The 23252-nt window shown below is 68.0% G+C and carries 28 protein-coding genes; 7 read left to right on the top strand and 21 right to left on the bottom strand.

The window, feature by feature from the left end; translation table 11 throughout:
- Complete coding sequence (locus tag ACFXN1_RS00280; RefSeq protein WP_379444779.1) at window positions 1-2259, top strand: caspase domain-containing protein; 2259 nt, start codon at window positions 1-3, stop codon at window positions 2257-2259.
- A 101-nt stretch (window positions 2260-2360) separates the two neighbouring features.
- Complete coding sequence (locus ACFXN1_RS00275) at window positions 2361-2756, top strand: extradiol dioxygenase (RefSeq protein ID WP_379444780.1); 396 nt, start codon at window positions 2361-2363, stop codon at window positions 2754-2756.
- A 66-nt stretch (window positions 2757-2822) separates the two neighbouring features.
- Here the strand turns inward: ACFXN1_RS00275 and ACFXN1_RS00270 are convergent, their stop codons facing one another.
- The 13 genes from ACFXN1_RS00270 to ACFXN1_RS00210 all read right to left on the bottom strand — a co-directional run bounded on the left by ACFXN1_RS00270 (window position 2823) and on the right by ACFXN1_RS00210 (window position 9861).
- Window positions 2823-3413: a hypothetical protein gene (locus tag ACFXN1_RS00270; protein WP_379444782.1), complete on the bottom strand. Its 591-nt coding sequence runs from the start codon at window positions 3411-3413 to the stop codon at window positions 2823-2825.
- 249 nt (window positions 3414-3662) lie between these two features.
- Window positions 3663-3959 (bottom strand): 30S ribosomal protein S17, encoded by a 297-nt coding sequence (rpsQ, locus tag ACFXN1_RS00265; protein WP_354830578.1) that lies wholly within the window; start codon window positions 3957-3959, stop codon window positions 3663-3665.
- The gene (gene rpmC / locus ACFXN1_RS00260; protein ID WP_040855205.1) at window positions 3956-4195 is read right to left on the bottom strand and encodes a 50S ribosomal protein L29; all 240 of its coding nucleotides are present in this window, start codon (window positions 4193-4195) and stop codon (window positions 3956-3958) included. The genes rpsQ and rpmC overlap by 4 nt, the downstream gene beginning before the upstream one ends.
- The gene (gene rplP / locus ACFXN1_RS00255; protein ID WP_040804212.1) at window positions 4195-4611 is read right to left on the bottom strand and encodes a 50S ribosomal protein L16; all 417 of its coding nucleotides are present in this window, start codon (window positions 4609-4611) and stop codon (window positions 4195-4197) included. The genes rpmC and rplP overlap by 1 nt, the downstream gene beginning before the upstream one ends.
- Window positions 4612-4614: 3 nt before the next feature.
- The gene (rpsC, locus tag ACFXN1_RS00250) at window positions 4615-5421 is read right to left on the bottom strand and encodes a 30S ribosomal protein S3 (RefSeq protein ID WP_354830580.1); all 807 of its coding nucleotides are present in this window, start codon (window positions 5419-5421) and stop codon (window positions 4615-4617) included.
- Window positions 5422-5823 carry a 50S ribosomal protein L22 gene (gene rplV, locus ACFXN1_RS00245; protein ID WP_040855202.1) on the bottom strand — a complete coding sequence of 134 codons (402 nt, stop codon included), beginning with the start codon at window positions 5821-5823 and terminating at the stop codon, window positions 5422-5424.
- Window positions 5820-6101: a 30S ribosomal protein S19 gene (gene rpsS / locus ACFXN1_RS00240; protein WP_019931198.1), complete on the bottom strand. Its 282-nt coding sequence runs from the start codon at window positions 6099-6101 to the stop codon at window positions 5820-5822. The genes rplV and rpsS overlap by 4 nt, the downstream gene beginning before the upstream one ends.
- A gap of 14 nt (window positions 6102-6115) precedes the next feature.
- Complete coding sequence (gene rplB / locus ACFXN1_RS00235; RefSeq protein WP_379381512.1) at window positions 6116-6946, bottom strand: 50S ribosomal protein L2; 831 nt, start codon at window positions 6944-6946, stop codon at window positions 6116-6118.
- 33 nt (window positions 6947-6979) lie between these two features.
- Window positions 6980-7285: a 50S ribosomal protein L23 gene (rplW, locus tag ACFXN1_RS00230; RefSeq protein WP_014981657.1), complete on the bottom strand. Its 306-nt coding sequence runs from the start codon at window positions 7283-7285 to the stop codon at window positions 6980-6982.
- A complete protein-coding gene (rplD, locus tag ACFXN1_RS00225; RefSeq protein ID WP_356996883.1) occupies window positions 7282-7953 on the bottom strand; it encodes a 50S ribosomal protein L4 in 672 nt (223 codons plus the stop codon). The genes rplW and rplD overlap by 4 nt, the downstream gene beginning before the upstream one ends.
- Window positions 7950-8615, bottom strand: coding sequence for a 50S ribosomal protein L3 (gene rplC / locus ACFXN1_RS00220; protein WP_379394427.1), 666 nt, complete (start codon window positions 8613-8615; stop codon window positions 7950-7952). Before rplC ends, rplD begins: the two co-directional genes overlap by 4 nt.
- A gap of 14 nt (window positions 8616-8629) precedes the next feature.
- Window positions 8630-8935, bottom strand: a complete 306-nt coding sequence (gene rpsJ, locus ACFXN1_RS00215) for a 30S ribosomal protein S10 (RefSeq protein ID WP_003938093.1) — start codon at window positions 8933-8935, stop codon at window positions 8630-8632.
- A gap of 494 nt (window positions 8936-9429) precedes the next feature.
- A complete protein-coding gene (locus ACFXN1_RS00210; protein WP_379394425.1) occupies window positions 9430-9861 on the bottom strand; it encodes a hypothetical protein in 432 nt (143 codons plus the stop codon).
- A 212-nt stretch (window positions 9862-10073) separates the two neighbouring features.
- Here ACFXN1_RS00210 and ACFXN1_RS00205 point away from each other — a divergent pair, with 212 nt between their 5' ends.
- Window positions 10074-10550, top strand: coding sequence for a hotdog fold domain-containing protein (locus ACFXN1_RS00205; RefSeq protein ID WP_379394423.1), 477 nt, complete (start codon window positions 10074-10076; stop codon window positions 10548-10550).
- Between the two features lie 73 nt (window positions 10551-10623).
- Window positions 10624-11169 carry a DUF5666 domain-containing protein gene (locus ACFXN1_RS00200; protein ID WP_379444553.1) on the top strand — a complete coding sequence of 182 codons (546 nt, stop codon included), beginning with the start codon at window positions 10624-10626 and terminating at the stop codon, window positions 11167-11169.
- Window positions 11170-11248: 79 nt separating this feature from the next.
- Here ACFXN1_RS00200 and ACFXN1_RS00195 read toward each other — a convergent pair whose 3' ends face one another.
- Window positions 11249-11572, bottom strand: a complete 324-nt coding sequence (locus ACFXN1_RS00195) for a hypothetical protein (RefSeq protein WP_379394419.1) — start codon at window positions 11570-11572, stop codon at window positions 11249-11251.
- A gap of 172 nt (window positions 11573-11744) precedes the next feature.
- On the opposite strand from ACFXN1_RS00195, the gene ACFXN1_RS00190 reads away from it, so the two are divergent.
- Entirely contained in the window at window positions 11745-12977 is a 1233-nt protein-coding gene (locus tag ACFXN1_RS00190; RefSeq protein WP_379444555.1) for a lycopene cyclase family protein, read from the top strand.
- A gap of 21 nt (window positions 12978-12998) precedes the next feature.
- Here ACFXN1_RS00190 and ACFXN1_RS00185 read toward each other — a convergent pair whose 3' ends face one another.
- The 4 genes from ACFXN1_RS00185 to ACFXN1_RS00170 form a co-directional block, all read right to left on the bottom strand.
- Window positions 12999-14027 carry an SDR family oxidoreductase gene (locus tag ACFXN1_RS00185; protein ID WP_379444556.1) on the bottom strand — a complete coding sequence of 343 codons (1029 nt, stop codon included), beginning with the start codon at window positions 14025-14027 and terminating at the stop codon, window positions 12999-13001.
- A gap of 70 nt (window positions 14028-14097) precedes the next feature.
- Entirely contained in the window at window positions 14098-14997 is a 900-nt protein-coding gene (locus ACFXN1_RS00180) for an ABC transporter permease (RefSeq protein ID WP_379381494.1), read from the bottom strand.
- Window positions 14994-15803 carry an ABC transporter permease gene (locus tag ACFXN1_RS00175; RefSeq protein WP_354830636.1) on the bottom strand — a complete coding sequence of 270 codons (810 nt, stop codon included), beginning with the start codon at window positions 15801-15803 and terminating at the stop codon, window positions 14994-14996. The genes ACFXN1_RS00180 and ACFXN1_RS00175 overlap by 4 nt, the downstream gene beginning before the upstream one ends.
- On the bottom strand, window positions 15800-16822 hold the full coding sequence (locus ACFXN1_RS00170) for an ATP-binding cassette domain-containing protein (RefSeq protein ID WP_379394413.1): 1023 nt from the start codon (window positions 16820-16822) through the stop codon (window positions 15800-15802). The genes ACFXN1_RS00175 and ACFXN1_RS00170 overlap by 4 nt, the downstream gene beginning before the upstream one ends.
- Before the next feature lie 332 nt (window positions 16823-17154).
- Between ACFXN1_RS00170 and ACFXN1_RS00165 the strand changes: the two genes are divergently transcribed.
- A complete protein-coding gene (locus ACFXN1_RS00165) occupies window positions 17155-18636 on the top strand; it encodes an aldehyde dehydrogenase family protein (RefSeq protein ID WP_379394411.1) in 1482 nt (493 codons plus the stop codon).
- A gap of 25 nt (window positions 18637-18661) precedes the next feature.
- On the opposite strand, the gene ACFXN1_RS00160 is transcribed toward ACFXN1_RS00165, so the two are convergent.
- The gene (locus ACFXN1_RS00160; RefSeq protein WP_379394409.1) at window positions 18662-19912 is read right to left on the bottom strand and encodes a TetR/AcrR family transcriptional regulator; all 1251 of its coding nucleotides are present in this window, start codon (window positions 19910-19912) and stop codon (window positions 18662-18664) included.
- 129 nt (window positions 19913-20041) lie between these two features.
- Here ACFXN1_RS00160 and ACFXN1_RS00155 point away from each other — a divergent pair, with 129 nt between their 5' ends.
- Entirely contained in the window at window positions 20042-20836 is a 795-nt protein-coding gene (locus ACFXN1_RS00155; RefSeq protein ID WP_379444557.1) for an enoyl-CoA hydratase-related protein, read from the top strand.
- A 9-nt stretch (window positions 20837-20845) separates the two neighbouring features.
- Here ACFXN1_RS00155 and ACFXN1_RS00150 read toward each other — a convergent pair whose 3' ends face one another.
- A complete protein-coding gene (locus ACFXN1_RS00150) occupies window positions 20846-22096 on the bottom strand; it encodes an Nramp family divalent metal transporter (RefSeq protein WP_379444558.1) in 1251 nt (416 codons plus the stop codon).
- 131 nt (window positions 22097-22227) lie between these two features.
- Entirely contained in the window at window positions 22228-23220 is a 993-nt protein-coding gene (locus ACFXN1_RS00145; RefSeq protein ID WP_379382087.1) for an alpha/beta hydrolase, read from the bottom strand.
- Between the last annotated feature and the right edge of the window lie 32 nt (window positions 23221-23252).

Genomic DNA, 23252 nt, shown 5'->3' with positions numbered 1-23252 from the left:
ATGACCGGCCGATTCGCCCTGGTAGTGGCGACCTACACGTTCCACGATCCCGGATTGCGGCAGTTGACCGCGCCCGCGCACGATGCCGAGGCACTCGCCGAGGTGCTGGCCGACCCCGCGATCGGCGGGTTCGAGGTCACCACGTTGATCAACGAGCCGCACCACGTGGTCGGTGCGGCGATCGGCGATTTCTTCTCGGACCGGCGGCGCGATGATCTGACGCTGTTGTACTTCAGCGGGCACGGACTCAAGGACGACGCCGGCAAGCTCTACCTCGCCATGACCGACACCCGCACGCTCAACCCCCTGTTCACCTCGGTCCCCGCGGATCAGATCGACTACGCCATGACCGGATGCGACTCCAACCATCAGGTGCTGATCCTGGACTGCTGCTACAGCGGCGCCTTCCCCGTCGGCACCATCGCCAAGGCCGACGACCAGGTCCATGCCCTGGAAACCTTCAGCGGCCGCGGCCGGACCGTGCTCACCGCCTCCGACGCCACCCAGTTCGCCTTCGAGGGCAACACTCCGCACGGACAGGCGACGCAGTCGGTGTTCACCCGGCACCTCGTCGCCGGTCTGCGCGACGGCGGCGCCGACCTCGACCAGGACGGCGACATCACCGTCGACGAGCTCTACAGCTACGTACACGACCATGTCGTCGCCGAACGCCCCCGCCAGCGGCCCAAGAAACAAGACAATATCGAAGGCCGCACCCTCCTGGCCCGCAACCGCAATTGGCAAGTACCGCAACATATTCGAACCGCACTCGACAGTCCGGCCGTCCGCGATCGGCGCAACGCGCTCGATGACCTGGACCAGCTGCACCGCACCGGCGGCGCCATTGTCCGGTCCCGCGTCCGCGACGCCATCACCCGACTCCTGGACGATGACAGCCGCGCCATCGCCGCCGCGGCCGCCCACTGGCTCGACACCAACCCCACCGGCACGGCAACGCCGCCGGCCGGTGACGGCACCGACACAGCCATGCAACCCGCCCCCGACCCGGTCGGCGAGACCACCCCGGCAACGACGCCGGGGCGCGGCACCGACGCCGCGGAACACGAAGACGCGCCGACCATCGCCCAGGTGTTCAGTGAACCCGGGCCGCCTCTCTCACCGGAACACCGGACAATCGAACGCTGCGACAGCAGTGCCCGACGCAGGCTCCGCGACCGGAAATGGGTCATACCCCGGAAATGGGCCATACCGATGACAGCCGCCGCTGCGACGATCGCTTGTGTAGTCGCGGTGGGCGGCTGGCACCTCGCCCAAACCGGCGTGGCCGGGCACCCCATCGCCGGACAAACAGCACTCCGAGGGCCCGACATCGACTTGCTCAAACTGATCGGCTCGAACGGCAGTCACCGCCGCAACTGCTTCCACATCGACCCGGACCCGGGCCAGATCGCGCATATCGCCTGTGAAACCACCAAGGCAGCGGGCGCGCCCTTTACGCAGTTCTACCGATTCTCCAACGCCGACAAACTCACCGACTTCTTCCAAACGATCGGTCGGACATTGCATACCAGCAACTGCCCGGGCGACCCGCCAGGACCGGACGCGCCCGTCTTCGACAATCTGCACAAACTGGTAGGGCGCAAGACCTGCGGCCTCGATCATTCGGTCAGCCCGGCCGCGTCGGTGCTGAACGTGACGGACGAACCCGACCTCGCGATCGCCATTTTCGCCTACCTGCCTACCGACTGGACATCACCTCTCGCCGAACAATTACGCGACTACGAGGCGGCCCGGGGCTACCGACAGTTCCTGGCGCCGGACGTGGCGAACGACCCGGACGTATTCACCGACGCCGACAGAAACCTGCTGCCGCTTCTCGGGCAGGACTTCACCCCCACGAACTGCCGGCACGCAGACCCATCACAACCCGCGAACGCGGAAATCGACTGTGACACACCGGTGAACTACCCCAGCGCAGGGTTCCTGAGCTATCCCACCGCCAACGCAGCGAGAACGCTGTACCAAACCGTGGTCAACCTGCATTCGGGCCACGCCTGTGACGGTCGGCCGGGACAGGACAGCATCTGGACCCGAAACAACCAACCGATCGGCCGGTTTACCTGTTATCCGTTCCCCGGCGACCCGATCCACCCCGACGACCACCAGCCCTGCCTGCTCGCGACCCTCGACGGCCACCCCGTCGTGGCCCTGTACTGCGCCAAGGCCACGGGAGCACCCCCGACCGCGATCACCACCGAACCAGAGCTGCTCGCCTGGTTCCAGAAAGAGGCAGGCTAGTACCGCAACGGCACCGGGACTCATATGAGTCGGTATCTGCAGCGGCGGTAGTACGACCAATTCGGCACGCCCGCAACAAGTTCCGGACGTAGGTTCGGGGCATGCCTCTTGGACATCTCGGGATCAATGTCAGCGATCTGGCGGGTGCGCGGATGTACTACGACGAGCTGATGCCGCTGCTGGACTATGAACCGCTGCTCGCCGACGACACCCAGTTCGCCTACTGGCCCGCGGCGCAGAAGATCGGTACCTACGTGTTCTTCTACCCGGCGGCGCCGGGCGAGTATTCGCGGGCGCTGCCGGGACTTCAGCACCTGGCGTTCATGGTGCCCACGCGCGCGGCGGTACGGCGAGTGCACGAGTGGGCGGCCGGGCGCGGAGACGAAATCCTGCACGCGCCACAGGAATTCCCGCAGTACCCGCCGCCCTATTACGCGACGTTATGGACCGGCTTCGACGGGATCATGCTGGAGGCGGTCTGCCACAAGGACGCGTGAGGGCTCTGGAGACGCGTAGGCCCGCTCCGGGGGAAGCGGGCCTACGAGTTTCGGTTCGACCGCGCATCAGCAGTAGTAGCAGACGCCGTTGGCCGGGAGTTCGGTGAAGCAGGAGTTGCAGACCGCCTTGCGGGCCTCGGGTTCCGGCTTCGGGGTGAAGACCGGGCCGGCGGGAGTGACCCGGCGGGGCGCGCCGCCATTGCGCGGAATCAGGGGCGGGATGCCGCCGTCGGAGGGGATGTCCGCGCCGTAGGCGGCGTAGCACTGCCAGCGGGCGTAGGCGGCATGCACCTCGAGGTCGGCCGGGACGGGCAGGTGGGCCAGTTCCAGCACGTACTTGTAGCTGTCGCTCACCTTGTGGTTCTGCTTGACGCACAACGCCGTCAGCGGCGGCTCGCCGGCATTGTGGCAGCGGCGCGCGACCTTGCGCAGGATCGCGTCCATCCAGGTGCGGGTGGGGGCGTCGGTACGGATGCCCGACATCTCCTGCGCACGTTCGGCCAGCTCATTGATCGTGACGAAATGTCCGTAGCCGGAAGCACACTCGGCCAGTACCTCGTGGGCGGCCAGCGCCCACGCCACCGCCGCGTCGCGGAATGTCACCGCGGTCCGGTCGTCGATCCGCCAAGCCCCGGAAGTTGTTGCAGCATCCCTCATAGCCACACAAAAATAGCGCTTCACCGTGGCGACACGCCAATTCCGTTCGGATATATAGGGTTTCAGTTTGATCACACTACCGGCCGGTCACGCATAGGACTTCTCGACCCGCAGAAAAATACTCACAAGAGATGGACTCGGTCCTCCCGATAAGAAGCGGAGTCCACTTCACCCACCAAACACACCGGCCCGCTTCCCTATTGGGAAGCGGGCCGGTGTTCTATGACTCGATCAAGTCATGGAGCAGGCTTACTTGGCCTTCTCCAGGACCTCGACCAGACGCCACCGCTTGGTGGCGGACAGCGGACGGGTCTCCATCAGCTGCACGCGGTCGCCGACACCGGCGATCTCGTTCTCGTCGTGGGCCTTCACCTTCGAGGTGGTGCGGATGATCTTCCCGTAAAGCTTGTGCTTCACGCGATCTTCCAGCTCGACCACGATGGTCTTGGTCATCTTGTCGGAGACGACGTAGCCGATGCGCACCTTGCGCTGGCCCCGCTCCTCCTGCTTGGCCGGCGTCTTGGCCGGGCCCTTGGCGTCACTCATGCCGCGTCTCCCTTGCCTTCAGGACCGGAGGCCAGGCCGAGCTCGCGCTCACGCATGACCGTGTAGATGCGCGCGATCTCGTGGCGGACCACACGCAGGCGCCGGTTGTTCTGCAACTGGCCGGTCGCCATCTGGAAGCGCAGGTTGAACAGCTCTTCCTTGGATTCGCGCAGTTTCGCGACGAGCGCGTCATTGTCGAGCTCGCGGAGCTCTGCGGCCGGATTGGCAGTAGCCATCAGAACTGCTCCTCTCGGGTCACGATCCTGCACTTCATCGGGAGCTTGTGCATCGCGCGGCGCAGGGCCTCACGAGCGGTCTCCTCGTTCGGGTAAGAAAGCTCGAACATGACCCGACCGGGCTTCACGTTCGCGATCCACCACTCCGGCGAACCCTTACCGGAACCCATTCGGGTTTCGGCCGGCTTCTTGGTGAGCGGGCGGTCCGGGTAGATGTTGATCCAGACCTTGCCGCCACGCTTGATGTGGCGGGTCATCGCGATACGAGCGGACTCGATCTGACGGTTGGTCACGTAGGCGGGCTCCAGGGCCTGGATGCCGAACTCGCCGAACGAAACCGCGGTGCCGCCCTTGGCCATACCGGAGCGCTTCGGGTGGTGCTGCTTACGGTGCTTGACCTTGCGGGGCATCAACATAGGTCAGCCCTCCTGGTTCTCTGCCGGAGCCTCCGCGACAGCAGTCGCGGCACGCCCGGCCTCAGTGCTGGTCGCGGTGGTGCCCTGGGCGCCGCTGCGACGGGGACGGCTCGGACGCTCGCGACGCGGGCGGTCGTCACGCTCGCGGCCGGACGGGGCCACCGCGGTGACCTCACGCTTGCCGCCGACGATGTCGCCCTTGTAGATCCAGACCTTCACGCCGATGCGGCCGAAGGTGGTCTTCGCCTCGTACAGGCCGTAGTCGATGTCGGCGCGCAGCGTGTGCAGCGGCACCCGACCCTCACGGTAGAACTCCGAGCGCGACATTTCCGCGCCGCCGAGACGGCCGGAGCACTGCACACGGATGCCCTTGACGTTCGGCGAACGCATGGCCGACTGGATGGCCTTGCGCATCGCGCGACGGAACGCCACACGGTTCGAGAGCTGCTCGGCCACACCCTGAGCAACCAGCTGCGCATCCGACTCGGGGTTCTTGACCTCGAGGATGTTCAGCTGAACCTGCTTCTTGGTGAGCTTCTCCAGCTCGGCGCGAATGCGGTCGGCCTCGGCGCCACGACGGCCGATCACGATGCCCGGACGCGCGGTGTGGATGTCCACACGCACGCGGTCACGGGTGCGCTCGATCTCGACCTTCGAGATGCCGGCCCGCTCCATGCCGGTGGCGAGGAGCTTGCGGATCGCGACGTCTTCCTTCACGTAGTCCGCGTACTGCTTGTCCGCGTACCAACGCGACTTCCAGTCGGTGGTGATACCGAGGCGGAAGCCATGGGGATTGATCTTCTGTCCCATTTACTTTGCCCCTCCCTTCCGGCGGCTACGAGTGGCAGCGCCGGCGGTGGGCACGCTCTCGACCTCGATGGTGATGTGGCTGGTGCGCTTGCGGATCCGGAACGCGCGGCCCTGGGCACGCGGCTGGAAACGCTTCATGGTCGCGCCCTCGTCGACGTACGCGGTCGAGATGACCAGCGTGGCCGGGTTCAGGCCGAGGTTGTTCTCCGCGTTGGCGGCGGCCGAGGCCACCACCTTGGCGACCGGCTCGCTCGCGGCCTGCGGCGCGAACTTCAGGATGTTCAGCGCATCCTCGACACGGCGGCCACGGACCAGGTCCACGACTCGGCGGGCCTTCATCGGCGTCACGCGAACGTGCTTGGCGGTCGCGCGCGCGGTCGGGTTCTGAGTTTCAGTGCTCATCGCCGCTTGCTCTTCCGATCTTCCTTGACGTGGCTCTTGAACGTGCGAGTCGGCGCGAATTCACCGAGCTTGTGTCCAACCATGTTCTCGGACACGAACACCGGCACGTGCTTGCGGCCGTCGTGGACCGAGAACGTGTGGCCGATGAAATCCGGGATGATGGTGGAACGACGCGACCAGGTCTTGATGACCTGCTTCGTGCCCTTCTCGTTCTGGACGTCCACCTTCTTGAGGAGGTGTTCGTCGACGAACGGGCCCTTCTTCAGGCTGCGTGGCATGTCTAACCTCCTCCTTAACGCTTCTTGCCGCGGCGGCGGACGATGAGCTTGTCGCTGGGACGGTTGGGCTTACGGGTGCGGCCCTCGGGCTTGCCCCACGGAGAGACCGGGTGGCGACCACCGGAGGTCTTACCCTCACCACCACCGTGCGGGTGGTCGACCGGGTTCATGACCACACCACGGACGGTCGGGCGGACGCCCTTCCACCGCATACGGCCGGCCTTACCCCAGTTGATGTTCGACTGCTCGGCGTTGCCGACCTCGCCGATGGTGGCGCGGCAGCGCACATCGACGCGACGGATCTCACCGGAGGGCATACGCAGGACGGCGTAGGCGCCTTCCTTACCCAGCAGCTGGATGGACATGCCCGCGGCACGAGCCAGCTTGGCGCCGCCGCCCGGACGCAGCTCCACCGCGTGGACGGTGGTACCGGTCGGGATGGAACGCAGCGGCAGGTTGTTGCCCGGCTTGATGTCCGCGCCGGCGCCCGACTCGATCTTCGTGCCCTGGGCGATGCCCTTGGGCGCGATGATGTAGCGCTTCTCGCCGTCGGCGAAGTGCAGCAGCGCGATGTTGGCGGTGCGGTTGGGGTCGTACTCGATGTGCGCGACCTTGGCCGGGATGCCGTCCTTGTCCAGTCGACGGAAGTCGATCAGACGGTAGGCGCGCTTGTGGCCGCCACCCTTGTGACGAGTGGTGATGCGGCCCTGCGCGTTACGGCCACCGGTCTTGGTGAGCGGACGCAGCAGCGACTTCTCGGGGGTCGTGCGGGTGATCTCGGCGAAGTCCGAGACCGAGGCACCGCGGCGACCCGGGGTTGTCGGCTTGTACTTACGGATTGCCATGAGTTCTTCTCTACTTTCTGGAGCTCCAGCCGCTTACGCGACCGGACCTCCGAAGATCTCGATGGGCTTGCTGTCGGCCGAGATGGTCACGAGCGCGCGCTTGGTGTCCTTGCGCTTGCCGTAACCGAAGCGGGTCCGCTTGCGCTTGCCCTGACGGTTGGCGGTGTTGACGCTCGTGACCTTCACACCGAAAACCTTCTCAACGGCGATCTTGATCTGCGTCTTGTTCGAGTCCGGGTGCACCAGGAAGGTGTAGGTGCCTTCTTCGATCAGTCCGTAGGACTTCTCGGAGATCACCGGCGCGAGCAGGATGTCGCGGGGATCGGCGATGGTGGTCACTTGCTCTCCTCCTGTGCAGCTTCGGCGGGGCCGTGCACGAAGGCGTTGAGCGCCTCGACCGAGAACACGATTTCGTCGCTCTTGAGAACGTCGTAGGTGTTCAGCTGGTCCGGGGCGATCGGGTGCACGCCCTGCAGGTTCGCCACGCTCTTCCACGCGGTGACATCTTCACGGCCGACGACGACCAGGATGTTCTTCCGCTCCGACAGCTCGGCGAGGAAGGACTTGGCCGACTTGGTCGACGGGGTCTGTCCCGAAACCAGTTCGGTGATCACGTGGATGCGCTCGTTGCGAGCCCGGTCCGACAGAGCGCCACGCAGCGCGGCGACCTTCATCTTCTTGGGCAGGCGCTGGGTGTAGTCACGCGGCTGCGGGCCGTGGACGGTGCCACCGCCGGCGAACTGCGGCGCACGGGTCGAACCCTGGCGCGCACGGCCGGTGCCCTTCTGGCGGTACGGCTTCTTGCCACCACCGCGGACCATGCCGCGGGTCTTGGTGGCGTGCGTGCCCTGGCGAGCCGCGGCCTGCTGGGCCACGACGACCTGGTGCATCAGCGCGATGTTCGCGGTCACGTCGAAGATCTCCGCGGGGAGCTCGACGGTGCCCTCGGTCTTGCCGCCAGCGGCCTTGACCGTGAGCGTCAGGTTGGTCTTGGTCTCGGTGCTCATGCCCGGGCACCACCCTTCACTGCACTCTTGACGATCACGATGCCGCCGGTGCGGCCCGGGATCGCGCCCTTGATCAGCAGCAGGCCGTTCTCGGCGTCCACCTTGTGGACCGAGAGGTTCTGCGTGGTGACGCGGTCGTTACCCATGCGGCCCGACATGCGCATGCCCTTGAAGACACGGCCCGGGGTGGAGCAACCACCGATGGAACCCGGACGGCGGTGCACAGCCTGCGCACCGTGCGAGGCACCCTGGCCACGGAAGCCGTGGCGCTTCATGGTGCCCGCGAAGCCCTTGCCCTTGGAGGTGCCGGTCACGTCGACATAGCCGCCTTCTTCGAAGACGTCAGCGTTGAGCTCCTGGCCGACCTCGAGGTTCGAGACATCGGCGAGGCGGAGCTCGGCGATGTGGCGGCGCGGGGTGACGTTGGCCTTGGCGAACTGTCCGGAGACCGGCTTGTTCACCTTGCGCGGGTCGATGGCGCCGTAGGCGACCTGGACGGCGGAGTAGCCGTCACGCTCGACCGTGCGGATCTGGGTAACGACGTTCGGGCCCGCCTTCACGACGGTCACGGGAACGACGCGGTTCTTCTCGTCGAAGACCTGGGTCATGCCGAGCTTGGTGCCCAGGATGCCCGCGGCCGGACGGCTCTTGTTGTCAGTCATATTCGAAGTCCCCGTCACTGAATGTTGACGTCGACGCTGGCCGGCAGGTCGATGCGCATCAGGGCGTCAACCGTCTTCGGCGTCGGGTCGAGGATGTCGATCAGCCGCTTGTGCGTACGCATCTCGAAGTGCTCGCGCGAGTCCTTGTACTTGTGCGGCGAGCGGATGACGCAGTACACGTTCTTCTCGGTGGGCAACGGCACCGGGCCGACGACGCGGGCACCGGTACGGGTCACCGTCTCGACGATCTTGCGCGCAGACGCGTCGATCGCCTCATGGTCGTAGGCCTTGAGCCTGATGCGGATCTTCTGTCCCGCCACGCTGAGTGTCCTTTTCTCCGCTTACGTTGTGGTCCAAGAGCTTTCGCTCTCACACCACCCTCATTTGCACAGCCCGAACACACGAAGACGCATCAGCCACCACACGACCGGCCACCTGGGCCCGATCCATCGCCGCTGTTCATCTGTCATGGTTCATCCGGTCCACGCGGTCGGGCGTGTCGCTCCGCCGCCCATTCCTCGGCCCGGACCAAAATCCTGTAAGCCTCGGAACATTGTTCCGGACGCACCCACGCCGCAATCCAGCGGGGTGCAAAATTGGGTCTTGCTCACCCACGACCAGCGCCGATCCAACGGAAAAGACGCAACCCGGTGTGGGCAACCCGAACAGTATGCCTCGAGTCCCCAGCCCACTTCAAATCGCCCCCTCCCCCACCCCGGACTCGATGGCCCTGGTCACACCGGGTCGAGCCGCCCGGCCCGGAGAGCGTGATGGCCGATGCGGAACTCTGCTCCCGCACCGGCCATTTCACACTTCAGCGGTCGCGAAGGTACTGGAGGTAGTAGTCCCAGCCGCCGAGGTCCTGAATCAACAGGAAGTTGCCACCGTGATGCACGGCGGGGTCGACCAGGGCCAGGCCGACCTGTCCTCCGGGAGTGTCGGCGGCCTCACCGACGACCTGGGTCAGGCTGCCGTACAGCTTGCCGTCGACCATCGGAATCTCCGAGTAGTACGGGTCGAGGGCGATCCGGTTGTTGGCCCGGTTGATCTGGTCGATCGCCGCCGGGATCCAGGTGTTGGACAGGGCCACGGTCTCGTCGTGGTCGAGGTCAACGCCGACGTAGATGCCGCCGCCCGGATTGATGTACGGCGTGAACGCCGCGGCCGAACCGGCGGATGCGGTGGCGGCGAGGGCCGCCCCCGCGAGTGCGATGCCAACGGTGGCCACCGCGGTGCGAATACGCATGATTTCGAGAACTCCTGATTTCCCCGATAGCCGACCCGTGTGGCGTCGGCTCCCAGCCGCACCTCCGGCGCGGCCAATCCAGATAACAAGCAACCAGTTGGTTTCGCGCGGCGAGGCAAGCCGCCTACCGATTCGCTGACCTATTCGCGGGAGTCCGAGAGCTGGACCGGAGGAAAGCTTCCCCATAACTTACTTTTGAGTAAGATACCGGTATGGCCAAAGAGACCGCTACATATCGCGGGTGGAAGAAGCTTCCCGACAATCGGATCGGGCACACGTTGTTCTCGCTCGGGATGGTGGCGCGGGTGCCGTATTTCGGGACCGTGCTGCCGAGCGTGGTGCGGCTGGAGCCGGGGCTGTGCGAGGTGACCGCACCCAAGTGGTTCGGGATTCACAATCATCTGGGGACGTTCCACGCGATCGCGGCGTGCAACCTGGCCGAGGTGGCGATGGGCATGCTGTCGGAGGCGACGGTGCCGGAGACCCATCGGTGGATCCCCAAGGCGATGAACGTGCAGTATCTGGCGAAGGCGAACTCGGGACTGCGGGCGGTCGCGAAGTTGCCGGAGGTTCCGGATTTCTCGCAGATCACCGAGGGGCGGGATCTGGTGGTGCCGGTGTCGATCTTCGACCGGTCGGGCCTGGAGGTCGTGCACGCCGACATCACCACCTGGGTGACGCCGAAGTAGTCACACCCGACTGGAAGTGACTCACCAGCCGACGCCGAGGAACCTCACAGCCACCATCAATAGCGTTGCGGCCATGACAGATTCAATTCCCGCCGCGGCCAGTTCCCACCCCCTTCCGGGACGACGCCGGCCCGGTCGTGTCACCCTCTCGGTGGCCGGCGCGGCGCTGGCCCTGGCGGCCACGCTGGGCCTGGCCGCCTGCGGGTCCAGCGATCACAACTCCGCGGGCGGCGGCAATCAGCAGCAGGAACCCGGCGGACACCACGGTGACGGCCAGGGTGGTCAGGGCGGCCGGGGCGTCGGCGGCAAGATCGCCAGCGAGGGCTCCGGATCCTGGGTGATCACCAAGCAGGACGGCAGCACCGAGACCGTGAACATCTCCTCCACCACGGAATTCGGCACCAAGGCGAAGAGCGAGACCGCCGCGCAGTTCGCGGTCGGCGATCAGATCATGGTGCAGGGTCAGGAATCCAACGGCACCATTGCCGCGACCCGCATCGCTCACGCCCGCGAGCACGCCAATATGAATGGGACGCCGCCGAATTCGCCCGGCGCCACCCCGCCGGCCGCACCCGGCGGTACCCCGCCCGCGGCGCCGTCGTCGACGCCGGCCAAGTGAGCCGCTCCGTCACACCGAACCTTCGATGGCCGGCAAGTCCGTTGTGCCGCAATGGACTTGCCGCCACTCCCCAGCTCTTTCATTCACCGACCGGGGTACTCATCAGCATGACCAGGGCCGCGAAACCCAGCCCGATCGGCACCACCGCCAGCACGATCCGCACCGCCCACGGCGCCCAGTAGGCGACGACCCATTGCGCGGTCACCGCGAGCAGCCCGAACAGCAGCAGCTGCTGCGCGTCGTGGAGGTGGCCGAAGGTATTCGGGCAGGAGTCACGGCCGTTGCACGAGTCGGTGGCGAACCCGCTGAGCACGAAGAGCGCGAAGTAGACGGGCAGGCCGAACCCGAACAGCACCGACGACGCGGTCGGCGGCACCCACCAGTACCGCTTGCCGGTGTTCATTCCGCTTCTCCCCCATCGCATCGCATCCGCCGGTCGGCCACGGCACGCACGATAGCAAGCGCCAATAACCGCCGAAGGGTGGCGCGCGCGGCGGCGATTCGGCCGCACAGCGCGGGGGTGCGAAGTCGGAGTCGGCCTGGCGGGGCCGGGACGCGACTGTTTGAATGCGGGTATGAGTGGCCGTGAGGTCGGCGGGGCGGCCGACGTGTGCGTGGTGGGGCTCGGTCCCACAGGGCGGGCGCTGGCGCATCGCGCCATGGCGGCGGGTATGCGGGTGGTCGCGGTGGATCCGCGGCCGGCACGGCTGTGGGCGCCGACCTTCTCGTGCTGGGTGGACGAGCTGCCGGAGTGGCTGGGGCACGGCGCGATTGCCAGCCGCATCGAGGCGCCCGCGGTGTGGACCACCACCGAGCACCGGATTCCCCGGCCCTACTGCGTGCTGTCCAAGCAGGGCCTGTTCGACGCGCTGCCGCTGGACGACGCGACGGTCATCGCGGGCCGCGCGCGCACGGTGGAGGCGCACCGGGTGGAGCTGGCCGACGGTACCGAGGTGCGCGCCGCCACCGTGTTCGATGCCCGCGGCCAGGCCGCGCCGGGCGCCCGGCGCACCGCCAGCGCGCACGGCATCTTCGTGGACGAGGACACCGCGGCCCCGATGGTGACCGCCGGTGAGGGCCTGCTGCTGGACTGGCGCGACGAGAACGGCGCGGGCCCGGACGAGCCACCGTCGTTCCTGTACTCGGTGCCGCTCGGCGACGGCACGGTGATCTTCGAGGAGACCAGCCTGGGCCTGCGCGGCGGCATGCCGCAGCACGAGCTGCGGCGGCGCACCCTGAATCGGCTGGCGGCGCACGGGATTCGGCTGCGCGGCGACGAGCCGACCGAGGCCGCCCACTATCCGCTCGACGAGCTGCCGCCGAAAGCCGGTCGCGGCCGGGTGATTCCGTTCGGCTCGCGCGGCGGCATGATGCATCCGATCACCGGTTACTGCGTGGCGGATTCGCTGGCGCTGGTGGACACCGCCCTGGCCGCGGTGCGCCGCGGCGACGATCCGGTCGAGGCGCTGTGGCCGTGGCAGGCGCGCCTGGTCTATTGGATGCGCATGCGGGGCGTGTACGGCCTGGGCCGGCTGACGACCGCGCAGTCCATCGCCATGTTCGACGCGTTCTTCACCCGCCCGCCCCGGCAGCAGCGCGCGCTGCTGTCGGCACACGCCGACTACTCGGCGCTGGGTACGGCGCTGTTCATGACGGTCGGCACCACCCGGCCGTTCCGCTGGCGCTACGACCTGGTCGGCTGGCGGAACCGGAACCGCTGGGTGGGTTGGGATTACGGCCGCCCGCGCCCCCTGGACGACCTGCTGCTACCCCGGGGGGATCTGCTACCCGGGGACACCGCGCAGTAGCACGCCGGACCGAGGTAGGGCTCAGACCCAGTTCTCGATCCAGTACTTCCAGACGATCGCGGCGTAGGCGGCCAGTGGCGGCACCTTGATATCGGTGCCGGCGAGCGCGGCCGCGGTGCGGCGGGAGTCGAAGCGGCAGGACAGTTCGGTGTCCTCGATGACGTCCATGGGGATGCCGACCTGGCGCAACACCCAGCCCATGCCGGGCACGCGCAGGGTGAGGTCGAGGGTCTGCTTGGGCATGACCTGGATGAGATGCGGCGCCCCGGCCTCGTCGGCGAAGAGGTTGAAGACGTCGGCGACGCTCTGCTCGCGCGGATCCGCCAGGTGGTAGGTGGTGGGTGTGTCGCCGGGCCGGTGCGCGATGTGGTCGAGGGCGCGGGCCACGAAATCGACGGGCACCAGATTGGTTTCGCCGAGTTCGGGCGCGATCACGGGCAGGATGCGGGGCAGCTGCGCGGCCATGCGCAGCAGCCGGAAGAAGTAGTAGGGACCGTCGACGCGGTCGATCTCGCCGGTGCGGGAATGGCCGATCACGATGGCGGGCCGGTAGATCCGCCACGGCACCGCGGTCTGCTCGCGCACGTCCTGTTCGGCCCGCAGCATGGCCCGCTGGGAGCGGGTGGGGAGCAGTTGCCCGACGTCGGTCATGTCCTCGGTGAACAGGCCCTCCCAGGCACCCGCGACGCGCACCGTCGAAACATGGTGCAGCCGTCCGGCTTCCAGCGCCGCCGCGAGTTCGGCGACCCGCCGGGTGCCGCCGCCCGCGCCGCGGGTGTCGAAGCCGGCGGCCAGGTGGAAGACGTGGTCGATCGAACCGCGGTGCGCCGCAATCCAGCCCGTGTCGATGCCGAGCCCGGGCGCGCCGAGGTCGCCGCGCACCGGGCGCACCCGGTCGGCGGCGCCCCAGTCGCGCAGGCAGCGGTTGAAACGCAGCACGGAGTCTTCGCCCGGGCGCACCAGGACGTGGACGTCCGCGCCGCGTTTCAGGAGTTCGGGAAGCAGAAATCGACCGATGAACCCAGTTGCCCCGGTAACCAGGTAAGTCATGGCGCCCACCTTAACGTGACGCACGCCACTCCAACTCCGGTGCGGCCCCGGGGAAACGGGTCGGGCGTGTCTAGGCTCCGGTCTCCGCCGCCCGCCGGTACCCGCGGATCGCGGGGTAGGCGCACACCACGATCATGCCGACCGACCACGCCACGGTCTTCCACAGCGGTGTCGCGATCGGCCCGTCGTAGGACAGTCCGCGCATGGCGTCGATGGCGGTGCTCATGGGCTGGTTCTCGACCGTCTTCTGCAGCCAGACCGGGTAGGCGAACACCGGCACGAAGCCGGAGTTGAAGAACATCAGCAGGGTGTTGACGATGCCGATCAGCGAGACCAGCAGCACGCCCTCGGTGAGCGTGGCGAGCGCCGTCACCAGCACCGCGAACCCGATGGCGAACAGGATCGGAATGCCCAGCATGGCAATCGAAGCCGCGGGCCCGTACCAGAACCGGAAGCCGATGCACACGCCCACGGCGAGCACGAACAGCGAGGTGATGAGCACCCGCAGCGCCTCGGCCAGCAGCCGCCCGGTGAGTCCGGCCGCGCGATGGATGGGCATGGTGTAGAACCGCCCGAGCAGTCCGGTGGCCTTCTCGGTCTTGAAGCCGAGCGCGCTCACCACCGAACCGGACATGGCCGCGACCAGCATGACCATCGGCACGGTGCCGTAGATGCTGGGCATGCCGGTGGCCTGGGTGATGGAGTCGCCCAGCACGATCCGGAACATGATCAGCGTGGCCGCCGGGTAGACGAGGGTCTGGATAGTGGTCGCGGGATCGCGCATCCAGCCGATGAGCAGGCGCTTGCACTGAATCAGGCTCTGTTCCAGCCAGATCGAGAGCGCGCGCTCCGACCGCGGTTTCACCACGGGCAGCGGCTGATGTCCCGCCCACGATTCCACTTCGACCGCCGAATCCTTTTCGACCACCGAATCCTGTTCGTCCACTCGGGCCGTCACCGCACTGCTCATGATCGCCTCACACTCGCCCAGATCGCCATCGGCGTGAAGACGACCGCGAGGCCGCCCAGCCACACCAGTGGCACCCACAACACCTGCCAGGTCACCCCGTGCTCGGCCATGTCGCGCAGCGCGAAGGAGAACTGCGAGATGGGCTGATTGCGCACGAACGGCCGCACCCAGGCGGGGAAGCCGGACTCGGGCACGAAGCCGCAGGACAGCATGCCGAAGATGAGGGTCGGCAGGGTCAGGGCCTGGCTCAGCGATTCGGGGCTCTTGGTCAGTGACCCGAGCCCGTCGGCGCCGATGGCCAGGATGGTGCCGACGGCGAGGGAGAACACGCAGAACAGCACGGCCTGTCCCCAGCCGGCGACGAATCGGAAGCCGATCAGGTGGCCCCAGCCCAGTGCCGCGATGAGCGAGACCACCGAGCGCACCAGGCCCGCGGACAGCCGGGACAGCAGCGGCACCAGCTTGCCGATGGGCATGGTCTGCATGCGGGTGTTGAGCCCGGTCATGGCCTCGAACGCGGCCAGCTGCGCGTTCGACATCATGGTGAAGGACATGGTCTGCAGCACGATGATCGGCATGACGAACTGCGCGTAGTGGATGCCGCGGACCTGCATGACGTACTTCAGCGGCAGGTAGAAGCCGAGGGTGAACACCAGCGGCACGATCACCGCGACGGCGAGTTCGCCCTTGGTGGCCATCACCCAGACGACGCGGCCGGTGAGCGCGCGCCACTGGGCGAAGCTGCTGGGCCGGGCGGGTGGTACGCCGGCGAACAGGTCGGCGGCGTCGGCCGCGGGGGCACTCATGCCACGCCCGCGGTGTCGGCCGTGTCGGCGGCGGCCTCGTGGCTGCCGGAGTGCCCGGTGAGCGAGAGGAAGACGTCGTCGAGGGAGGGCCGCCGCAGTCCGATGTCGGCGAGCTTGACGCCGACGGCGTCGAGCCGGCGCAGGGCCTCCGACAGGGTGGCCGCACCGTTCGGGGCGGGGATCGAAAGCCGGTCGCCGCCGGCCATATCCGCGCGGACCGCGTCGGGCACCAGATCGCCGAGCGCGTCGGCGACGGTGGTCAGCTGGGTCGGGTCCAGCGGCACGACCTCGCAGTAACTGCCGCCGGTCTTCTCCTTGAGGGCGTCGGCGGTGCCCTCGGCGATGACCGTGCCCTTGTCGATCACGATGATGTTGTCGCTGAGCACGTCGGCCTCTTCGAGGTACTGCGTGGTCAGCAGGACGGTGATGCCCTGGTTCTTGAGGGCGGTGACGAGATCCCAGACGCCCTGGCGGCTGCGCGGGTCCAGGCCGGTGGTGGGTTCGTCGAGGAACACCACCTCGGGCCGGACCACCAGGCCGCAGGCGATGTCGACGCGGCGGCGCATGCCGCCGGAGTAGTGGCGCACCGCGCGGCGGCCCGCGCCGGTGAGGTCGAATTCCTCGAGCAGGTTGTCGGCGCGCTGCCGGGCGGCCTTGCGCGGCAGGCCCATCAGGCGGCCGAAGAGCTCGAGGTTCTCGCGACCGGAGAGGTTCTCGTCGAGGGCCGCGTACTGGCCGGTCATCATGATCGATCGGCGCACCGCGGCGGGGTCCGAGCGCACGTCGTGCCCGGCGATGCGGGCGATGCCGGAGTCGGGGCGCAGCAGGGTGGACAGGATCTTGACCGTGGTGGTCTTGCCCGCCCCGTTGGGGCCGAGAATGCCGAGGACCTGTCCGCGGGCGGCGGTGAAGCTGATCCCCTGCAGCGCGTGCACCTCGCCGAAGGACTTACGGACGTCTTCGACGAAAACGGCCGGATCATCGGGTGCTCCGGGTTGCGGTCTGTCCAAGCTGGGCATCAACTCTCCACTATCGACTGGTCGGGCTGAACGATGTCGCCCCGTGCGGCGGGTCCCCACATCCCGCGGGGATAGGTCGTTACCGCCCGCCGGGATGATCCACACCGCCGGGCGTGATGTTACCGGCGCATCCCAAACAAGGCCGTTTCTTTGTCGAAGCAGCATTCTCCAAACTGTGTGCTTGGTCACAAACCGGAGGGTTCCGGCATAGCTGCTGATCCAGGCGCAGACCGGCCGGTATGCGGCAATTTCGCTACCTTGTCGCATCTGCGACTCGAACCATAGTCTGGCGTTGGCGGGGAGAGACATTCACAGGCCACGAGAGGTTGACCATGGCCGAGTCGGCGCAGCCGGCAACAGGGCGCGCCGGTGCGCGCCGATCCAAGGTGCTGACGTCCTTCGACCCACGGACCGGGGAGGTCGTCGGCGAATACGCCAGCATGGGCGCGGGCGAGCTCACCCGGACCGTCCGTTCGGCACGCAGTGCCGAACAATGGTGGGCGGCACTGGGATTCGACGCGCGCAAACGCTGGCTGCTGGACTGGAAACGCAGCCTGGCCCGCGGCACCCGCGATCTGGTCGAGCTGATCAGCAGCGAGACCGGCAAGCCGCGCATCGACGCGGCCATCGAGGTGACGCTGGCGGTGGAACATCTGGATTGGGTTGCGCGGCATGCGGAGAAGACGCTGGGCCGCAGCACCCGGCTGGGCGCCGCACTGCGCCGCGAGGCGGCCGGCACCGTCGGCTACCTGCCGCTGGGCGTGGTCGGTGTGCTCGGCCCCTGGCAGAATCCCGTTCTGACACCGATGAATTCGATCGCCGGTGCGATGGCGTCGGGCAATGCGGTGGTGTTCAAACCCAGTGAGCTGACCCCCGGTGTGGGCGCCTGGCTGGCCGACACCTGGAACCATCTCGCCCCGAATCAGCCTGTGCTGCAGGTGGTCACCGGTGACAGCGGCACCGCCGCCGCCCTGTGCCGCGCCCGCGTGGACAAGCTGGCCTACGCCGGATCCGGCGCGGGGGCCCGGGAGGTGGCCACGCTGGCCGCGCAGGCGTCCACCCCCCTGCTCGTCGAGCAGGGGGGACGCGGGTCGATGGTGGTCCAGGTCGACGCCAAGCTCGACACCGCCGCGGCGGCCGCGGTGTACGGCGCCATGGCCAATTCCGGTCAGCAGCCCGCGGGCGTGCAGTGCGTGTACGTGGCCGACTCGGTGTACGAACCGTTCCTGGAGCTGGTGGCCGATCAGGCCCGGCGGCTGCGCCCGGGCGCGGATCGCCGCGCCTCCTACGGCCCGATGATCCTGGACGCCCAGATCGACGTGGTGCGCCGCCAGGTGCGCGACGCCGTCACCCGGGGCGCGCGGCTGGTGGTCGGGAGCCTGGAGTCGATCCGCGAACCGTATATCGAGCCGATCGTGCTCACCGAGGTGCCCGAGGTGAGCACCGCGGTCACCGGGGACGCGGTCGGGCCGGTGCTGGTGGTGAATCGGGTGGCCACCATGGACGAGGCCGCCGATCGGGTGAACGCCGCCGAAAGGCCGCGCGCCGTCTCGGTTTTCACGCGTGACACCCGCAGCGTCCCGGAGTTCGCGGCCCGGCTGCGCAGCGAGCTCATCACGGTCAACGCGGCCCCGGTCTACGGGGTCAACGGGCCGGGCCGCATTCGCGATCCGCGCACGCTGCGGGAATTCGCGCGGCCGCAGACGATCACCGAGAAGCATCCGCCGGACCAGATCACCTCGGGCACCTTCGAGAAGCATCCGCGCCGTCTGCGGGTGGCCCGCGCGCTGTTCCGGATGCGGCACCGGGTCTGACGGTGGAAGTGGCTGCCGCCGGAGGCTATTCGGCGGCGGGCACGCCCAGCAGCACGGCGCGCATGAGCGCGCTCACCCGGGCCAGGTTCTCGGGTCGCCCGTCGAAGCGGATGCGCCGGCCCACATCGATGACCTGGGCGATGGCCGCGTGCACCCGGAAGCGCGCTTCGACCTGGTCGCCCTCGAGCAGGTTGGCCCATTCGAGCACGTTCTGCCGCTGCACCGAGCGCAGCCGATGCTGTTCGGAGGCGGGCAGATTCGAGAATTCGGAGAAGTAGACCGGCAGGATCTCGGGCATGGCGAAGGTCATGCGGGAGAACCGGTCGGCGATCCGCACGGCCGCGTCGGCGCGGCTGGTGGCCTCGGCCAGCGCCTCGTTGTTGCCGATGGCGACCCGTTCGCCGGTGCGGTGGAAGGCGGCGGCCAGCAGGTCGGCCTTGCTGGCGAAGTAGCGGTAGACGCTGGAGGCGTTGATGCCGGCGGCGGCGCCGATCTCCTCGATGCTGGCCTCGTGGTAGCCCTGCCGTCCGAAGATGCGGATGGCCTCGGTGAGCAGCTGCTCGCGTTTGGAGATGACGGGCAGGCCGCGCACCAGCGGGTCGCCGGTGGCCGGGGCGGGCGCGGGCGGCAGTTCGCAGCGCAGCAGGTCCCAGCAGATCTCGGTGATCAGGTTGACCAGGCGGGTGGTGGACAGCGCGGTGCGGTGCGCGGTGATGGAGCCGATGGCGCTCAGTACCGCGGCCGCGCGCAGCTCGATGTCGGCGGTGTCCGCGTCGGGGTACAGCTGGGCGATCGCGGCGGCCAGGGTGGCGCGCAGTTCGTCGTAGATGACGCGGATGCGGTCGCGGTCCGCGCGTTCCAGGTAGCGGCGCTCCCACCGGTACAGCCCGCCCTCGCGGCGCACGTCGATGGTGTACTCGGCGATGCCGCGGATCAGCGCGGTGAGTCGCGGTTCCGGTTCCAGCTCGGGATGGTCGGCGGCCTTGGCGGCGTCCAGCAATTGCTGTGCGCCCATTTCCGCGGCGGCCACCAGCAGCGCGTATTTATTGGTGAAGTGGCGGTACAGCGCTGGACCGGAGATGCCGACCTCGGCCGCGATCTCGTCCACGCCGACCGGATGGTAGCCACGTTCGGCGAACGCCCGGGCCGCTACCCGCACGATTTGGGCCTTGCGGTTCTTGGGACGGCGGCGGGGACCGGGTTCGCTGTCGGATGGCCCGGAGTTACTGTCCGGTCGCGCGGAAGCGAGGGTTGCCTCGCTGCGATCGGCGACCATACAGTTTCTCCTTCTCGACGAACACCGGCTGTTGACAGTGCCGGACGAACCCCCCTAAGTTAACCACAATTCGCAAAGCCGAACACAGTCTGCGGCATCGCCGCCGCATATATATCTGGGGAGCGCCCGATGACCGACATCGCGACCACGCCGGGGTACACAGCGGTTCAGGACGGGCGGGTACTGCATATCACCATCACCAATCCCAAGCGTAAGAACGCGCTCAGCTACGACACCATGGCCGGCCTGGGCAATACCGTGCTCGCGGCTGCGCAGGATCCGGCCGTGCGGGTCATCGTACTGACCGGCGCGGGCGGCGACTTCTGCACCGGCGCGGATCTGGCCGCCGCCCCGGGCGAGAAGGAACGCGGCATCACGCCCGAGATGACCATGGACGTGGCCAACCGGATGATCAAAGCGATCGTCGACTCCCCCGTTCCGGTCGTCGCCCGGGTCAAGGGCGCGGCGGCCGGGGTGGGCGTGGCCTTCGCGCTGGCCGCCGATCTGGCCTACGCGTCCGAGGACGCCTACCTGTTGCTGGCCTTCATCAATATCGGCCTGATGCCCGACGGCGGCGCGGCGGCCATGGTGGCGGCCGCGGCCGGTCGCCCGCTGGCCGCGGAGATGGCACTGCTCGGCGAGCGGCTCCCGGCACGAAAGGCCGTGGAGCACGGCCTGATCGCGGGCGTGTACGGCGACGAGGAGCTCGACGCCAAGGTGGAGGCGGCCGTCGCCAAGCTCGCTCACGGTCCGCGCCGCGCCCTGGAGCTCACCAAGCGCGCCCTCAATGCGGCGGCGCTGACCTCGCTCGACGCCGCCCTGGCCGCCGAGAAGGCCGGCCAGTGCGAACTGCTCGGCTCGGCCGACTTCGCCGAGGGCGCGGCCGCCATGCTGCAGAAGCGCCGGGCGGTCTTCGCCGAATAGCGCGGCGCGTCAGCCCTTTCCGGCGACGGTCAGGTAGATCAGCACCACGTTCAGGGCGGTGATGACCGCGGCCACCAGCCAGGCCAGGCCGGTGGTGACGCGGTGGTTGACGTTCGCGCCCATGAGCCCGGCATCGCTGGTGAGGCGCACCAGCGGGATGAGCGCGAACGGAATGCCGAACGACAGCACCACCTGCGAAATGATCAGGGCGCGAGTGGGATCGACCCCCAGCGCGAGCACCACCAGGGCGGGAATCAGCGTGATCACGCGGCGCACGGCCAGGGGAATGTGCCGGTCCAGCAGGCCCTGCATGATCATGGCCCCCGCATAGGCACCTACCGACGTGGACGCCAGTCCCGAGGCGAGCAGGCCGACCGCGAGCAACAGCCCGGCCACCGGGCCGAGCACCTGCTGGACCGCGGCGTGCGCGCCCTCGATGGTGTCCACCCCGTCGCGGCCGCGCAGCGTGCTCGCCGCCATCAGCAGCATGGCCAGGTTCACCGTGCCCGCCAGCAGCATGGCCAGGCCGACGTCGTACCGGGTGATGCGCAGCAACCGGTTTCGCGAGGCGCCCACCTCCGGATGCCCGTGCCGGTCGCGGGCCATGCCGGAGTGCAGGTAGACCACGTGCGGCATGACGGTCGCACCGATCATGGCCGCGGCCAGCAGCACGCTGCCGGAGCCGTCGAAGCGGGGCACCAGGCCACCCACGGTTTCCGAGGGCGACGGCGGCGAGAACACCAGGGAGGCAAGGAATCCGATCGCGATGATGCCGAGCAGGCCGGTGATGACGCGCTCGAAGGGCTGCTGCCCGTGGAGATTCTGGATCAGCAGCAGGATCATCGACACGATGCCGGTGATGATGCCGCCGATCATGAGCGGCAGTCCGAACAGCAGGTTCAGCGCGATCGCCCCGCCCACCACCTCGGCGAGGTCGGTGGCCACCGCCACGGTCTCGGCCTGCGCCCAGTACGCGAGCCGCACCGGACGGCCGGACTTCTCCCGCACCACCTCCGGCAGCGACTTGCCGGTCACCAGGCCGAGTTTCGCGGACAGGAACTGGACCAGCCCGGCCATCACATTGGCCATGACCACCACCCACACCAGCAGGTAGCCGTACTGCGCACCGGCGCTGATGTTGGAGGCGACATTGCCCGGATCGACGTACGCGATGGCGGCGACGAAGGCCGGACCGAGCAGCACCGCGGCCGACCGCGCTCGCTGGAACGGGCTGCGCTGATCGGCCAAGGTGGTACTCACACACCGAGTTTACGGGTACCCGAACTTTTTGTTTAGCCCTTCCTACCAAGCTGTGACCACAGCCATAACGCGCAACAGCCCGGCACCGTGTCGGTGCCGGGCTGTCTTGCGTTGTCCGCGTGGACTTTCGGTCAGATACCGAGGCCCTGGGCCAGGACCGGCCACGAGTTGATGAACTCGTCGTTCCAGTAGCCCCACGAGTGGGTGCCGGTGGCCCGGAAGTTGTAGGTGGCCGGGATGCCCAGCGAGTTCAGCTTGTTCGCCAGGTTGTGGCTGCAGAAGTTGGTGCCGGCCTCGATCACGCCACCGATGATGATCTGGTTGGCGAGGCCGTAGGCGCCGGGCAGCGCGTACGCGCCGTTGAGGGTGTCGTACACGCCGGGCAGACCGCTACCGGAGGAGATGTAGAGGTTGATGCCGCGCAGCTTGTCGGCGTTGATGACCGGATCGTGCTGGGCCCACTCGGGCGAATCCGCCGGGCCGTACATGTTCTCGAGCTTGCCGCCGCCCCAGGTCTCGACGGTCAGGCGCATGAACTCCTGGCCCTGCGGGTCGGCCATCTGGGCGCAGCCCGAGTAGGCGGCGACGGACTTGTACAGGTCCGGCTTGGCCTCGGCCAGGGTGAGCACGGTGGTGCCGGAGGTGGAGATGCCGGCGATGGCGTTGACGCCGTTGGTTCCGAGGGCAGCGTCGATCAGCGGGGGCAGTTCCTCGCTGAAGAAGGTGGTCCACTTGTTGCGGCCGAGGACCGGATCGTCGTTGTCCCAGTCCTGGTAGTAGGACCACTTGCCACCGATGGGCTGCACGACATTGACGTTCTTGTCGCCCAGGAAGCCGTTGACGATATTGGTCTTCTTGACCCAGGAGGCGTCGTCCTGACCGCCGCCCGCGCCATTGAGCAGGTACAGGGTCGGGCGCGGCACCGAGGTGTCCGCGGGCCGCTGCACGTCGACCGGGTAGGTGGCGCCCATGGCCGCGGAGTAGACATAGAGCCGGATGTTCCGGTCGTCCTTCATCTCGGCCTTGGTGATCTTCGAACCATCCGCCGAGACCGGATCGGCCAGCAGCTTCTTGCCGTCGATGATCGGGTCAGCGGAGGCGGTGCCGCCACCGACGCCGGTCATCAGACCGGTGAGAACCGCTGTGGCAGCAAGGA

This window comes from Nocardia sp. NPDC059154 (assembly GCF_042755705.1).
GTDB lineage: Bacteria > Actinomycetota > Actinomycetes > Mycobacteriales > Mycobacteriaceae > Nocardia.
Note: the sequence above shows the minus strand (reverse complement) of the source record. Positions and strands in the feature narration are given on the sequence as shown.

Coding starts and splice junctions, on each gene's coding strand:
- ACFXN1_RS00280 (WP_379444779.1), top strand. CDS start 1: ATGACCGGCCGATTCGCCCTGGTAGTGGCGACCTACACGTTCCACGAT.
- ACFXN1_RS00275 (WP_379444780.1), top strand. CDS start 2,361: ATGCCTCTTGGACATCTCGGGATCAATGTCAGCGATCTGGCGGGTGCG.
- ACFXN1_RS00270 (WP_379444782.1), bottom strand. CDS start 3,413: ATGAGGGATGCTGCAACAACTTCCGGGGCTTGGCGGATCGACGACCGG.
- rpsQ (WP_354830578.1), bottom strand. CDS start 3,959: ATGAGTGACGCCAAGGGCCCGGCCAAGACGCCGGCCAAGCAGGAGGAG.
- rpmC (WP_040855205.1), bottom strand. CDS start 4,195: ATGGCTACTGCCAATCCGGCCGCAGAGCTCCGCGAGCTCGACAATGAC.
- rplP (WP_040804212.1), bottom strand. CDS start 4,611: ATGTTGATGCCCCGCAAGGTCAAGCACCGTAAGCAGCACCACCCGAAG.
- rpsC (WP_354830580.1), bottom strand. CDS start 5,421: ATGGGACAGAAGATCAATCCCCATGGCTTCCGCCTCGGTATCACCACC.
- rplV (WP_040855202.1), bottom strand. CDS start 5,823: ATGAGCACTGAAACTCAGAACCCGACCGCGCGCGCGACCGCCAAGCAC.
- rpsS (WP_019931198.1), bottom strand. CDS start 6,101: ATGCCACGCAGCCTGAAGAAGGGCCCGTTCGTCGACGAACACCTCCTC.
- rplB (WP_379381512.1), bottom strand. CDS start 6,946: ATGGCAATCCGTAAGTACAAGCCGACAACCCCGGGTCGCCGCGGTGCC.
- rplD (WP_356996883.1), bottom strand. CDS start 7,953: ATGAGCACCGAGACCAAGACCAACCTGACGCTCACGGTCAAGGCCGCT.
- rplC (WP_379394427.1), bottom strand. CDS start 8,615: ATGACTGACAACAAGAGCCGTCCGGCCGCGGGCATCCTGGGCACCAAG.
- ACFXN1_RS00210 (WP_379394425.1), bottom strand. CDS start 9,861: ATGCGTATTCGCACCGCGGTGGCCACCGTTGGCATCGCACTCGCGGGG.
- ACFXN1_RS00205 (WP_379394423.1), top strand. CDS start 10,074: ATGGCCAAAGAGACCGCTACATATCGCGGGTGGAAGAAGCTTCCCGAC.
- ACFXN1_RS00200 (WP_379444553.1), top strand. CDS start 10,624: ATGACAGATTCAATTCCCGCCGCGGCCAGTTCCCACCCCCTTCCGGGA.
- ACFXN1_RS00195 (WP_379394419.1), bottom strand. CDS start 11,572: ATGAACACCGGCAAGCGGTACTGGTGGGTGCCGCCGACCGCGTCGTCG.
- ACFXN1_RS00190 (WP_379444555.1), top strand. CDS start 11,745: ATGAGTGGCCGTGAGGTCGGCGGGGCGGCCGACGTGTGCGTGGTGGGG.
- ACFXN1_RS00185 (WP_379444556.1), bottom strand. CDS start 14,027: ATGACTTACCTGGTTACCGGGGCAACTGGGTTCATCGGTCGATTTCTG.
- ACFXN1_RS00180 (WP_379381494.1), bottom strand. CDS start 14,997: ATGAGCAGTGCGGTGACGGCCCGAGTGGACGAACAGGATTCGGTGGTC.
- ACFXN1_RS00175 (WP_354830636.1), bottom strand. CDS start 15,803: ATGAGTGCCCCCGCGGCCGACGCCGCCGACCTGTTCGCCGGCGTACCA.
- ACFXN1_RS00170 (WP_379394413.1), bottom strand. CDS start 16,822: ATGCCCAGCTTGGACAGACCGCAACCCGGAGCACCCGATGATCCGGCC.
- ACFXN1_RS00165 (WP_379394411.1), top strand. CDS start 17,155: ATGGCCGAGTCGGCGCAGCCGGCAACAGGGCGCGCCGGTGCGCGCCGA.
- ACFXN1_RS00160 (WP_379394409.1), bottom strand. CDS start 19,912: ATGGTCGCCGATCGCAGCGAGGCAACCCTCGCTTCCGCGCGACCGGAC.
- ACFXN1_RS00155 (WP_379444557.1), top strand. CDS start 20,042: ATGACCGACATCGCGACCACGCCGGGGTACACAGCGGTTCAGGACGGG.
- ACFXN1_RS00145 (WP_379382087.1), bottom strand. CDS start 23,220: ATGACCGGCGTCGGTGGCGGCACCGCCTCCGCTGACCCGATCATCGAC.